Origin of the sequence: Prevotella sp. LMAG:51 (assembly GCF_008680225.1) — a bacterium.
GTDB lineage: Bacteria > Bacteroidota > Bacteroidia > Bacteroidales > Bacteroidaceae > Prevotella > Prevotella pectinovora.
Genome location: NZ_NALQ01000026.1, coordinates 38,204 through 52,336, shown reverse-complemented (window position 1 = coordinate 52,336; position 14,133 = coordinate 38,204). Strand labels below are relative to the sequence as shown.

Here is a 14,133-nt window from a genome sequence, read left to right as displayed (position 1 = left end):
TCTTTTATGTAATTGAGAACCAAGACTGGATTCCTCTTCAATACATAATACCCAATGAAAGCAAGGACGTCATTTCACCTTATTGAACACGAACCTTACGATGATGAAATTGACTGGTATTGATATTGCATACGCAGGAATCGGCGCCAGAGCTTTATGAATTCCTAACCAGACAAAAAAATTGAGCAGGCTTACTTGCAGCATGAAATTTATACAATGAGCAATTATAAAGCCCATGCCATTACGCTTCGTGGTCTTCTTCTTGAACGTGAAATACGCCGACATCAAATAATTGAACACGAAACTCAAAAAATAGCCGACGGCAAAAGCCAATGACATATTGACCGACAGCAAAAGCAGTACAAAATATATACCATAATGCAACGCTGTAGCCAACCCGCCTGTTATTATAAAGCGGAAAACCTCTGATTGGGTGAACGATCTGATATTTGCCATTAAAATATTCATCACAAGAAATGTATCAAAAAGCCGGCCTCCCCAAAGGAAGACCGACTTCTTAAGAAATTGATCAGGATATTAAAATCATTTTCTTGACCACCAATGCTTTTTCTTTGGAGGTTCCTGATTCAAATCTGTCAACATACTCTCCTTCAACACTCTGCGGTAACTCTTGCCGCTACATATCATCTGATATATCAGCCCCCATTCCGGTAGACCGCCGATGTTTCTGTCATCAATGAATATATCAGCCTTGATTTTCCTGCTGAAATGGTTGTTGTTCTGAGCGCCGTTCTCTTCGGGATAATCCTTGTTTACTGCCCAGAATTCCACGCCCCTTTCCCTGCACCACTCCACGGCTTCATCCAGAAGTTTGCCTTCTCTTACTGACCATAAGATCAATTTATGCCTGTCAGCAATGAGCTGTTTGAGGGTGTCGGTGGCAAAAGGTATTTCTTCACCGATCTCAGGATAACGATGTTCTACAATCGTTCCGTCAAAATCAACTGCTATCGTCATTATTTCAACTTCAGAGAGTTATCGTTTTCATTGCCATACTTGTTGCCATAGGTGCCGTAGGTTCCATATCTAGAAGAGCCGTATTTGCCATAGCTTCCATATTTGCCATAAGAACCATAATAGCGGTATTTACCGTATTTGCCTACACCGTAATAGTAGCCGTATTTCTTCTTCGACATGTCGATGCCATTAAGTACAATAGACATGTTTGGAAGTTTCTTCTCGGCATTCAACTGGTTGATGAGGCCGAATGCAGACTTAGGAGTATAGTCGGCACGACACATGAAGACAGTAGCGTCTGAAACCTTTCCAACCTGGAGAGTGTCTGTGACCAGACCTACTGGAGCAGTATCGATAAGTATGTAATCGTAATGCTCCTTAAGCTGATCGATAACGGTGTAGAGGGAAGGACGTGTCACGATTTCTCCTGGGTTTGGAGGAATAGGACCAGCCATAAGCAAGTCAAGATTAGGATTTATCTCAGAGGGGAGTATTTCCTTTTCCACATCAGCCCAAGTAGGGTTGTCCTTCATCAGCAACTTGGTTATACCGTTATGATGGTTGTCTATCTCGAACAGCTCAGCCAATCTTGGCTTACGGATGTCAAGACCTACGAGGATTACTTTCTTTTCAAGCAAGGCGAAACTTATTGCCAGGTTTGCAGCATTGAAGGTCTTGCCCTCACCTGATGTTGAAGAGGTGAACATGATAACCTTTTGTCCCTCCTTAAGCATAAACTGAAGGTTTGTTCGCATAGAACGGAAAATCTCTTCCATCTGGTTGTTCTGGTTTTCATGCACAACGATATCCGCACGTGTCTTCACAGCGTCGTTGGCTACGGCAACGTCAGCGATAATCGGAAGATCGGTAAGCGATTCAACATCATCATGACCTTCAATACGATAACGGAAGAACTGGATAACATACAGAATTCCGGCAGGGATACACAGACCGAGAACAAAGCCAATAAGCATAATCATAATGCTCTTTGGACTGATTACACCGGCAAACTGAGGCAACTCGATAAGTTTACCCTTATCTGCCGTAGCTGCCAGTGAAATGGAGTTTTCCTCTCTCTTCTGCAGCAACATCAGATACAGGCCGGACTTAACCTCCTGCTGACGTCCTATCTGTGTCAGTATCCTTTCTTGCTCTGGAGTTCTTGCCACTTCACTGTTATACTGACCATATTGTGAAGCCACAGCATCGCGCTGGATTTCAAGATTACGTTTCGCCTGTCCGAGCGCCATCTTGATGCTCACGCTGATGTCATTAAGCTGAGAGGTCAGCTCCTCTACTACAGGAGAGCTTTCGGATGCAGTGCGCAGGAGTCGGTTTCTCTCCAATGCCACCTTATTATAATCATTGATCAATGAAGTGGAGGCAGCATCCTGCAGACCGACGTTTGAAGGAATTACCTGATACTTATTGCCAGGACGCTCCACGAACTGTATCAAACTGTTCAAGAGAGAGATTTGGGTTCCGGCATCTTTAAGTTTCTGCTCATAAGAAGAGAGGTTAGTAACGCTATTGCTGGCACCTGTCTTGATGTCAACGAGTCTGTTGCTTCTCTTATAGTCCTCTAGAGCCCCCTCAGTAGTACTCAATTCGGCATTGATCTTCTCAAGTCGTTCATTGACGAATGCTTCAGTACGCCTTGCTATCTCATTCTTGTCTTCGTTAGCCTGTCTGTTATAACAGATAGCCAACTGGCTCAGATAATCAATACCGCGCTGGATATTCTGGTCATTGAGCTGGAGATTCAACGTTGAAGAAGAAGCACTGGTCTGGGAAACGGCAAGCGAACCACTGTATTTTCCAGCCATAGCCATAGGAGAACAGATTGAAACGATTTCTTCATCACCGTCATTCATCACACGTGTGGCGTTTCTTGTAAGATAAATCGTGCCTGCCTTGGTACGAATTGTAGCAGGCAGCATCTTTACTGTCGTGTTTATCTCATATGGTCCTGAATACATGTTCTCACCAAGCGAAACGAAATATGTTCCATTAACAACATAACTGTCTCCATCTCTCTTGATAGTCATGTTTACAGGCTGGTTCAACTTCTCTACATGAGCAGGATCCATATCAACGTTTACTGCCTGGTCTTTATAAAGGATGTTGTTCTTGAAACGGCCCTTGTTCCAATATGATACATAGAGCTTAAGATCTCTCACAGCCTCGGCTGCAAGGGTCCTCGTCTGAAGAATTTCCATCTCATTCTCCAAGCCATAGTTGTTGGAGATAATTCCAAGGTTCGCCATCTCACTAAGTCTTCCACGTCTTCCATTATCACCATCATCTTTGACAAGCAACTTGGCAACAGTGGAATATACAGGCGTCGAATATCTCAGATACAGATATGACGCACCTATACAAATGATAAGTGATAGTACAAACCATTTCCAATTCAGAAGGAACAAAGTGAATATTTTCTGAAAATCGAAAGAAGATTTTTCGTTTTCTTCATCGATAGAATAAAGATTTTTTTGTTGTTCAACCACCATATGATATTTAATTTAATTTTACTAAATTATAGAGATACTGCCCATAATTATTCTTCATCATAGGCTTGGCTGTTTCAAGAAGCTGAGCATCCGTTATCCATCCTTGTTTATATGCGATTTCTTCAAGACAAGCCACTTTCAGTCCCTGGCGTTTTTCTATCACCTCTATAAAGGTACTGGCCTCCGACAAGCTGTCATGGGTTCCTGTATCGAGCCATGCGAAACCTCGCTGAAGAGTCTTTACTTTCAAATCGCCACGTTTCAGATATTCCTGGTTGACGGTGGTTATTTCAAGCTCGCCCCTTGCGCTTGGTTTAATGGTCTTGGCTATACGGACGACATCATTGGGATAGAAATACAATCCGACTACAGCATAATTGCTTTTTGGGCATTCCGGCTTTTCTTCAATACTCAGGCAGTTGCCTTCTGCATCAAATTCCGCCACGCCATATCTTTCAGGATCATTGACATAATATCCGAAGACTGTTGCCTTTTTCTCTTTCTCTGCAGTCTTCACACTATCTTTAAGCAGACCGGTAAAACCGGATCCATAAAATATGTTGTCACCAAGCACAAGACACACGTCATCATTTCCGACAAAATCTTCACCGATTATAAAAGCCTGTGCCAACCCATCGGGGGATGGCTGTTCCGCATACTGGAAGCTTACACCGAAATCCGATCCGTCACCCAAGAGCCTTTTGAAACCAGGCAAATCATAAGGAGTAGAAATTATAAGAATTTCCCTTATGCCAGCCAACATCAGAACTGATATCGGATAATAAATCATTGGCTTGTCGAAAATAGGTATAAGCTGTTTGCTGATACCTTTTGTTATAGGATAGAGGCGTGTTCCGGACCCACCTGCCAAAACGATTCCTTTCATTTTAGTGCCGTTTAAATAATTAAATTCTAATTTAATCGCAATCTCATATTGACATAAGAATATCTTATTATGGACTGCAAAGGTAATAATAAAAATTACATTATTCAATTTTTATTTTGATTTTTGCTGAAAATCAAGTACATTTGCATAAACTTTTAATTCGACATAACAACTTTATCATATAAAACATTAAAATCAATCATAATGAGCATATTCAGCAAGTTATTTGGACACAAAGATAATGAAGAGCAAAAGATAGGCGGAATGGAAGACTACATGACCCTGATCAGAGTATATTTCCAGGCAGCTATCGCAGAACGAGTCGGCATCACAAACCTTAACGCCCTACCCGACCTCAGACAGTTCAAGACTTCACTCCACATACCTACAGTCAACAATAAATTAGGTATAGGAGAAAAATCACACTGCAAAAAAATGCTGCGTGACATATATGGCACCGAAGACTATTTCTTCAAAGAAATCGACCAAAGCATCAGAAAAGGATGTTCGAAGATGCAAGACGTGCAGGTTTACCTTTTGCAGTTCCAGAATTTCACACAGAATCTCATGATGCTTACCGGCAACTTGATGAAATTCAAATTGAGACTTCCTTCTATATTCAAGAAGGCATTATATTCTATGACGGAAAAAACCATTTCCGACATCTTCAACAAGAACAATTACACGGACCAAAGCGTACTGAAAGCGGTTGTTGAAGTAAGACAATACGACAAACGTTTGGGATTCAGCCAAAAATGGACAACAGACTTTGTATATCAGGTAGTCATGCTGGCAAAAAAGGAGAAAAAGCCTCAAAACGAAGAATAAGACAAGGCTTTTGTACGAAAAATTTGTACGATAAAACAAAAAACATTAAATTTGTAGGCAAAATAGTATCTGATGGCTGACAATGATAAAATCATAACACTTTTTACAACGCGCATAAGGCAGATGATTCTCCAATATAAAGAAACCAAGAAAGAGAATGAAGAGCTTTATGAAATGGTTGATGCCAAAGAGGCAGAAATCAAGCAGTTGAAATTAGAGTTGGAGCAGGCACAGAACAACTACAAAAACTTGAAGACAGCCAGAATGCTGGAAGTTGCTGATGGAGACATCGAAGAATCAAAGAAAAAGATAGCTTCCATGATCAGGGATGTCAACAAGTGTATCACACTGTTAAGCGGAAAATAACCAGAGTGATGGCAGGAGAAGAAGAAAAACTACATATAAGATTGCATATCTACGATACAGACATGCCGGTCGTGATTGACCGTGCAGACGAGTTTACGTATCGGGAAGCGGCAAAAGATATCAACAAGGCCATAAACGCTTATTCTGAAATTTTCAAAGGAAAGAAAAGCGATAAGGAGATTTTGTATATGGCACTTATTGATATCACTTATAATTATGAGGTGGAGAAAATGAAAAATGACACCACCCCCATAAATGACATTCTCTCTAAAATCACGACTGAAATAGAGGATGCACTCAAATAGCTGCATCTGTTTCGCCAACAGTAACAATCTGAAAGAGAGAATAATAACTTAAAGTAATAAATAAATGATAACAGCAGCAATAGTAGTGGCCGCCCTTTTTGTGGGTGGACTATGCGGATATTTTGTTTTCCGTTACATAATAAATGGAAAATACAAAGAATTGATGGACACCGCACAAAAGGATGCGGAAGTTTTGAAAGAAAAGAAAATGCTTGAGGTAAAGGAGAAATTTCTGAACAAAAAAGCAGAACTTGAAAAAGAAATCCAGTCAAGAAACCAGAAAATCCAGCAAAGCGAAAACAAACTCAAGCAAAGAGAAATAAGCCTCAACCAAAGACAGGAGGACATGGCTCGCCGCAAGCAGGACGTTGAGCAGCAACAGCAGCGTATCGACAACGAAAAGAAACTCCTCCAGATCAAAGCTGACGATCTTGAGAAGATGCAACAGCAAGAGCGCGAGAAACTGGAGGAACTTTCCGGTCTGAGTGCAGAAGAAGCGAAAACGCGATTGGTTGAAAGCATGAAAGACGAAGCTCGCACAGCAGCTGCAAGCTATATTAATGAGATAATGGACGAAGCCAAACTTAACGCCAACTCACAAGCAAAGAAAATCGTCATACAGACAATACAGCGAGTAGCCACTGAAACAGCCATAGAGAATTCCGTCAGCGTATTCCATATCGACAACGACGAAGTGAAAGGCCGTATCATCGGACGTGAAGGAAGAAACATCAGAGCTCTTGAAGCTGCTACAGGTGTAGAAATCGTTGTTGACGATACTCCTGAAGCAATTGTCATCTCTGCCTTCGACCCTATTCGTCGCGAAGTCTGCAGATTGGCACTACACCAGTTGGTGGCTGACGGCCGTATCCACCCGGCACGCATTGAGGAAGTTGTGGCAAAAGTCAAGAAGCAACTTGACAATGAAGTTATCGAGACCGGTAAACGCACAGCCATAGACTTGGGCATCCATGGTCTGCACCCTGAATTGATCAGGATTGTCGGTAAGATGAAATACCGTTCTTCATATGGTCAGAACTTGCTCCAACATGCAAGAGAGACTGCTAATCTCTGTGCCGTTATGGCTTCAGAGCTTGGACTTAACCCAAAGAAGGCGAAGAGAGCTGGTTTGCTACACGACATTGGAAAGGTGCCAGATGAGGAAAGCGAACTGCCACACGCTCTTTATGGTGCCAAGATTGCTGAAAAATACAAAGAAAAGCCAGACATCTGCAATGCTATCGGTGCCCATCACGACGAGATGGAAATGAACACGCTGCTTGCACCAATCGTTCAAGTATGTGATGCGATTTCGGGAGCACGTCCAGGTGCACGCCGTGAGATTGTTGAGGCATACATCAAGCGTCTGAACGACCTTGAGGCTATTGCCATGAGCTATCCTGGCGTTACAAAGACATACGCTATTCAAGCAGGACGTGAGCTACGCGTCATCGTCGGTGCTGACAAGATGGACGACAAGGAGTCTGAGGCATTGTCAAGCGAGATAGCAACAAAGATACAAAACGAGATGACTTACCCTGGACAGGTCAAGATTACCGTCATAAGAGAAACTCGTTCAATTGCTTACGCTAAATAAAGGAAAAAACTTTCCACATAAACCGAGACCAATCATTTACTTAAACTGTAATGGTTGGTCTTTTTCTTATATACCCATCACCATATCATCCGACAATGCTTTTAACCACAATCGGACATTAAGATTATCTGAAATTATGATTTCCACATTCCTAATCTAGAATAGAAATACGCCTGGCAATACTTAAATGACATCCAATTATTTGGTCGTAAAAGCTAAAAATGGTAATTTTGCAACTGTAAAAATCATTAGATATGCCACTAAAAATTCCAGATACCCTACCAGCTGTTGACATCCTGAAAAAGGAAAACATCTTCGTGATGGATGACACAAGGGCTCATTCGCAGGATATTCGTCCTCTGAAAATAGTAATATTAAACCTGATGCCCCTGAAAATAACCACGGAGACAGATTTAATAAGACTATTGTCGAATACTCCTTTACAGATTGACATCACCTTCATGAAACTCAAGAGCCATACGCCCAAGAATACTCCAATTGAACATATGATGATGTTTTACAAGGACTTCGACAAGATAGAAAAAGAAAAATTCGACGGGATGATCATCACGGGAGCCCCTGTAGAGAATTACGAATATGAAGAAGTGACTTATTGGGATGAAATCAAACGGATTTTCGAATGGTCGAAATCCCATGTGACGAGTACGCTATATATATGCTGGGCAGCTCAAGCTGGATTATACTACCACTACGGAATACCTAAATATCATCTGAAAAAGAAGATGTTCGGAATTTTCGAGCAATACTGCTTAGATGCGAAACTACCCATTTTCAGAGGGTTTGACGACATCTTCTTCATGCCACACAGCAGGCATACGGAAATAAGGAAACAAGATATTCTGAATGACAACAGGCTGAGCCTCATTGCTGAATCCCAAGAGAGCGGCGTCAGTATCGTGATGGCAAACAATGGCAGAGAATTCTTCATTACCGGACATTTAGAGTACGCCCCTTATACACTTGACCAGGAATATAAAAGAGATTTGGGGAAACGAGATGATGTTGATATGCCAAAGAACTATTATAAGGACAATGATCCAGAGCTTCCACCGGTAGTGCGCTGGCGAGCTCACGGCAATCTGTTCTTCACAAACTGGATAAACTATTATGTTTATCAGGAGACACCATTCGATATAAGTGAAATTAAATAAAGATAGAAAATGAGGAAGCTGGAACTTCTCGCTCCTGCAAAGGATTTAAAATGCGGAATTGCCGCAATAGACTGTGGTGCTGACGCCGTTTACATCGGTGCTGCCAGATTCGGAGCCCGACAGGCAGTAGGCAACAGTATTGATGACATAAATGAATTATGTGAATATGCTCACAAATTTGGCTGCAAAGTATATGTCACGGTCAACACTATAATCTATGACAACGAGCTAGAGGACACGCAAAAACTCCTCAATGAGCTTGGAAGGATCGGCGTTGACGCAATACTCGTACAAGACATGGGAATCACCAAGCTGCAGCTTCCTCAAAATGTAGCCCTCCATGCAAGTACGCAAACAGACAACCGCTCCGCAGAGAAAGTGGAATGGCTGGCTCGGCACAACTTCGACCGGGTTGTTCTTGCTCGCGAACTTTCACTTGAAGAAATAAGAAACATACACCGGAGAGTGCCACAGACAGAATTGGAAGTATTCGTTCATGGCGCACTTTGCGTAAGCTATTCCGGCGTTTGCTATGCATCGGAATACTGTTTTGGGAGGAGTGCCAACCGTGGTGCGTGCGCACAATTCTGCAGGATGAAATTTGACCTGACCGACAAAGATGGCAATGAGATCATCAACCAGGCACATCTTCTTTCACTTAAAGACATGTGCAGGATAGATTCATTGGAGCAATTGGCAGATGCCGGCGTGACATCCTTCAAGATTGAAGGCAGGCTGAAAGACATCAACTATGTGCGCAACGTTACCGCAGCATACAGCAACCAGCTTAATGAGATAATATCAAGAAGAGGCTCAGAATACGAGAGAGCTTCTTCTGGCGTATGCGATATCAGATTCACACCCAACTTGAACAAGACATTCAACAGAGGATTTACAGACTATTTCCTGAATGGAAGGACTAGCGACCTTGCTTCATTCTACACGCCAAAGGCGATGGGAGAATATGTAGGGAAAGTGAAAGAAATCAGAGGAAACTCTTTCAACGTGGCTGGAACCACTTCATTTGCCAACGGAGATGGCCTTTGCTTTATAAACAGCAACAACGAACTTGAGGGATTCAGGATAAACAGAGCTGAGGGCAACAGATTATTTCCACTGAGAATGCCACGAGGTTTAAGAAAGGGGATCGCTCTATACAGAAACAGTGACCAGCTGTTTGAGAAGGAGCTCAACGGAGATAACGGACAAAGGAAGTTAGACATACGGATTAACATAAAAGCGTCTGCAGAGGGATTGCATATAGAAGCCAAGACTTGCGATGAGAAACTGCACATCAATCTTCAAAAGGACATTTCTCTTGAGAAAGCACAGAAATCCCAGATAGACAACATCAAAAGACAGATTTCAAAATTCGGCAATACAATATTTACAGTAGAAGACGTAATCGTTGAGCCGACGGATTTTCCTTGGTTCATACCGAACAGTATTTTGGCTGAAATAAGACGCCAGGCTGCAGACGAACTAATGAGCAGACTGTCAGAGAACCATATAGATATCCGAACCAAGGATCATGCACGACAAATCCCCGAAAAAGGGAAAGTCTCGTTCCATAGCATATCGTCCTATCAGCAGCCCTATATGTACAACATTGCGAACAGACTTGCGCATTCATTCTATGAGCAAGAAGGCATGTCTGACATAACTCCTGCATTTGAAATAAGGAAGCCCTCTTCGCCGCTTGTCATGCAATGCCGCTATTGTTTGAGACACGAATTGGGACAATGCAAGAAGAGTCATAAACAAAGCGGACTATTAAAAGAACCCCTACATCTGAGACTTGCAGACGGGCGAACATTCAGACTTGAATTCGACTGCAAGAAATGCCAAATGAATATATATGCCGATGAATAAAAAAGATTCCAAGAAACATAAAGGTATCATTAATGTCATAATTTTATTATTGACAGCAGTTATCGTGCTCTCTGGATGCTACCACAGGAAGACATTCAGCGGCAAAAGACACATTGCCACAACTGAACTCACCCAGGAGCAACAAGACTCTTTGAATTTTGTACACACTCACCATTATTCCCAAAATTTCAACTTCATTGTAAAACAAGACTCAATTGTACTTCTGAAAGGACAACCAGAAGAAATTATAAGCAATCTTCCTACAGATTCTATAATCGTCAAAAAGGGAGAACGCATCGCTGTGGCTGAAATAAGGATGATGAGTTCAGATTCCACCGACTCCGTATGGGTGCAACTTGCTCGTGACCAATACACATTCGGATGGACAAGAGAAAAAACTCTTCTGCAGGCAGTAGTACCCGACGATCCTATATCACAATTCATATCAACATTCTCTGACACACACATTCTCATATCACTCATAATAATAAGTATCATCTCGATGGCTTATCTCTTGAGGAAACTATTCAAGAACAATGCAAACATCGTGTTGTTCAACGACATAAACACGTTCTACCCTACCCTTCTGACACTAACAGTTTCAGCGTCAGCCACATTCTATTCAAGCATACAACTGTTTGCTGCAGACATATGGCAGAATTTCTACTTCCATCCCACATTGAACCCGTTCTCTGTAACTCCAATACTATCCATATTCCTTTTCTCCGTATGGTTCATGGTAATCTTAATGGTGGCTGTAATCGATGAAGTGAGGAAACAGCTTCCCTTCAGTGACGCTATTCTTTATCTATGTAGCTTGTGTGGAATATGCGCCATTTGCTATATCGTTTTCAGTATCACTACATTATATTATATCGGCTACCCTTTATTGATAGCCTTCTACATCTATGCGCTGCGGAAATTCTACAATTCATCCCGTGCTCCTTTTATTTGTGGAAACTGCGGAGAACTAATAAGACACAAAGGCAAATGCCCTAAATGCGGAGCGATGAACATATAACAACAAATAACTTCAGATTCAAGAGGCATATTCATTCTGACAAAAAGTACAACCGTTTCGGCATAAAATCATAACATATTAGGATTGCACAATGCAAAGACATGAGGTAACTTTGCACCCATGAAATATATTAAAACAGTATTTACAACAGTATGTTGTGCCATTGTATATCATTCTGAAGCAAAAGGAATATACACAAGTGAGAATTCAGACAAAGAAAGTATCTACGTCAACAATGCTGACTCATCTAGAATCCACGACCTAGACGAGATAATCGTAGTATCGCAGCCCAAAGAAAGCACATTGCTACGATATCAGCCTATGGCTTCGAGCATGTTTTCATCTACCGAAACTGAAAAGCTCGGCATTCATGACATCAGCGAACTGTCAAATTATGTTCCTGGCTTCCAGATGCCATCATATGGTTCAAGGCTAACATCCTCTTTCTACATACGAGGAATAGGCTCAAGAATCAACAATCCGGCTATCGGTGTTTATTTGGATGGAATGCCATTGCTAACCAAAAGCGCTTTCAACCAGCATATATATCAGATAGACAGAATAGACATATTAAGAGGACCGCAAGGCACTTTGTATGGAATGAACACCGAAGGCGGACTCGTTAGGATTTATTCCAAAAACCCATTGGCGTATGACGGTACCGATGTCAAAATCGGAATCGGCAGCAGACTATACCGCAACTTCGAAATTACAAACTATCTGAAGTTGTCTGACAATTCAGCAATTTCATTTTCCGGGTTCTACAATGGGAATAACGGTTTCATACGCAACCAGACCACAGGGAAAAGAGCTGACGACATCAATGAAGCAGGTGGCAAGATCAGAATTGTAAACCAATATTCTCCAAGACTCACCTATGATTTCATTGCCGACTATCAATACGTGAACCAGGCAGGATTCCCCTATGGCGAGCTTGATCTGCAAAACGGTCACACCGCATCGCCTACAATGAACAGAGACTGCAGCTATCTAAGAAACATACTGAACTCCGCATTGAATATAAGATACACATCTGGAGACATAACATTCAACTCCACTACAAGCTACCAATTCCTTGCCGACAGGATGAATATGGACCAGGACTATACGGCAGCCGATCTGATGCACCTCTCACAGAAACAGCTACAAAACGGCATAACACAAGAATTCGCACTAAAAGGAAGAATAAATAAGAATTGGAAGTACACTACAGGACTGTTCGGCACATACCAATGGCTACGAACAGAAGCACCGGTTTATTTCGACAAGGATTTCACGACAATGATGGCAAGCAACATACAGTCTGCCATATATAATGCCATAACAGAATCCATGTCTGGCAAATTCATGTCAATACCAGGAATGACCGAAGAAAGAGCAAAAGAAATGGCTCAAGCCACAATAAACAAGGCTGGAGGCATAGAGGTTTCAGACCTGTCAATGTCTGTACCCGGAATGTTCCACACGCCACAATTCAACCTTGGCGTTTTCCATGAATCACAAATCGACCTGAACAAATGCCTGACGATGACCATCGGACTGCGTTATGATTACAGTCTCGTAAAAGTGAAATACGAGACAAGTGCCATCATGGCAATGAATGCAAGTGTAATGGGAATAACGGCATCAAGAAGACTAAGTTCAATTCTCACCAACACCAAAAGCAACAGCTTCAACCAAGTGTTGCCGAAATTGGGATTCACATGGCGAATAAACGACAATGGCAGCAACATCTACGCATTGGTAAACAAAGGCTACCGCTCGGGAGGATATAACATACAGATGTTTTCTGACATACTCCAGACTGAACTGATGGCTAACAGCAAGGAAGCCATGAAATCCGATTATGACATCCAGCATACTGATGAGGATTATGCAAAGATAAACAACACTATTTCATACAAGCCGGAATTCAGCTGGAACTATGAACTCGGTAGCCATATCAACCTTTTTGACGGTTCTCTTCAGACTGACATCTCAGTTTATTACATGAAAATCAGGAACCAGCAACTTTCAGTGATGGCAGGCACATACGGTTTCGGCAGAATGATGATAAATGCAGGAAGGAGTCACTCATGTGGCATAGAAGCCTCCATACGCGGAAAAGCAATTGACAACAGATTGTCATGGAGCGCAACATACAGTTTCACGAATTCAAGATTTGACAACTATAAAGAGGAGAGCAATGGCATCACGACAGACTATAAGGGTAAGCACATACCCTATATTCCGCTACACACAATGAGCGGCGTGGTAGACTGGACGATGCCGATCAAAGGACACTGGGCAAAAAGCGTAACTATAGGAGTAAACGCAAACGCTCAAGGGAAGACTTATTGGGATGAAGGAAATACCTATAGTCAAAAGCTGTACTGCATCCTTGGCTGCCATGCAGACATCATGTCTGATTTCCTCAAAATATCAATATGGGGCAGGAATCTTACTTCCACGAATTATAACACCTTCGCCCTGAAAAGCTCAGCTACAGGCAAGCCGCTATACCTGTCGCAGAGAGGAGCCCCATTCCAATGCGGCATAGACTTATCCTTCCACATATAAAAACAGAGCCGGTCATTAGAACGTAAAACAAATCATCAA

12 protein-coding genes are annotated in these 14,133 nt (G+C 42.0%); 8 read left to right on the top strand and 4 right to left on the bottom strand.

The features are described from left to right. Window positions 1-69 precede the first annotated feature (69 nt). From CCC32_RS09440 to rfbA, 4 genes are all read right to left on the bottom strand, one after another. Window positions 70-456 (bottom strand): GtrA family protein, encoded by a 387-nt coding sequence (locus CCC32_RS09440; RefSeq protein WP_044064952.1) that lies wholly within the window; start codon window positions 454-456, stop codon window positions 70-72. A gap of 87 nt (window positions 457-543) precedes the next feature. Then, window positions 544-978 (bottom strand): BT0820 family HAD-type phosphatase, encoded by a 435-nt coding sequence (locus CCC32_RS09435; RefSeq protein WP_022316559.1) that lies wholly within the window; start codon window positions 976-978, stop codon window positions 544-546. Then, window positions 978-3,488 carry a GumC family protein gene (locus CCC32_RS09430; RefSeq protein ID WP_287074002.1) on the bottom strand — a complete coding sequence of 837 codons (2,511 nt, stop codon included), beginning with the start codon at window positions 3,486-3,488 and terminating at the stop codon, window positions 978-980. Before CCC32_RS09430 ends, CCC32_RS09435 begins: the two co-directional genes overlap by 1 nt. A gap of 7 nt (window positions 3,489-3,495) precedes the next feature. Then, window positions 3,496-4,374, bottom strand: a complete 879-nt coding sequence (gene rfbA / locus CCC32_RS09425; protein WP_287074457.1) for a glucose-1-phosphate thymidylyltransferase RfbA — start codon at window positions 4,372-4,374, stop codon at window positions 3,496-3,498. Window positions 4,375-4,578: 204 nt separating this feature from the next. Between rfbA and CCC32_RS09420 the strand changes: the two genes are divergently transcribed. From CCC32_RS09420 to CCC32_RS09385, 8 genes are all read left to right on the top strand, one after another. Continuing rightward, window positions 4,579-5,202 (top strand): DUF8491 family protein, encoded by a 624-nt coding sequence (locus CCC32_RS09420; RefSeq protein ID WP_022316562.1) that lies wholly within the window; start codon window positions 4,579-4,581, stop codon window positions 5,200-5,202. A gap of 72 nt (window positions 5,203-5,274) precedes the next feature. Then, entirely contained in the window at window positions 5,275-5,568 is a 294-nt protein-coding gene (locus CCC32_RS09415) for a coiled-coil domain-containing protein (RefSeq protein ID WP_287073998.1), read from the top strand. Window positions 5,569-5,576: 8 nt separating this feature from the next. Further along, on the top strand, window positions 5,577-5,873 hold the full coding sequence (locus CCC32_RS09410; protein WP_042517564.1) for a cell division protein ZapA: 297 nt from the start codon (window positions 5,577-5,579) through the stop codon (window positions 5,871-5,873). 64 nt (window positions 5,874-5,937) lie between these two features. Next, window positions 5,938-7,470 (top strand): ribonuclease Y, encoded by a 1,533-nt coding sequence (gene rny / locus CCC32_RS09405; RefSeq protein ID WP_022316565.1) that lies wholly within the window; start codon window positions 5,938-5,940, stop codon window positions 7,468-7,470. 254 nt (window positions 7,471-7,724) lie between these two features. Then, entirely contained in the window at window positions 7,725-8,642 is a 918-nt protein-coding gene (metA, locus tag CCC32_RS09400) for a homoserine O-acetyltransferase MetA (RefSeq protein ID WP_287073996.1), read from the top strand. 9 nt (window positions 8,643-8,651) lie between these two features. After that, window positions 8,652-10,514, top strand: a complete 1,863-nt coding sequence (locus tag CCC32_RS09395) for a peptidase U32 family protein (RefSeq protein ID WP_287073993.1) — start codon at window positions 8,652-8,654, stop codon at window positions 10,512-10,514. Beyond that, entirely contained in the window at window positions 10,507-11,535 is a 1,029-nt protein-coding gene (locus CCC32_RS09390) for a zinc ribbon domain-containing protein (RefSeq protein ID WP_287073991.1), read from the top strand. The genes CCC32_RS09395 and CCC32_RS09390 overlap by 8 nt, the downstream gene beginning before the upstream one ends. 120 nt (window positions 11,536-11,655) lie before the next feature. Then, the gene (locus CCC32_RS09385; RefSeq protein ID WP_287073989.1) at window positions 11,656-14,094 is read left to right on the top strand and encodes a TonB-dependent receptor; all 2,439 of its coding nucleotides are present in this window, start codon (window positions 11,656-11,658) and stop codon (window positions 14,092-14,094) included. The last annotated feature ends 39 nt before the right edge of the window (window positions 14,095-14,133 follow it).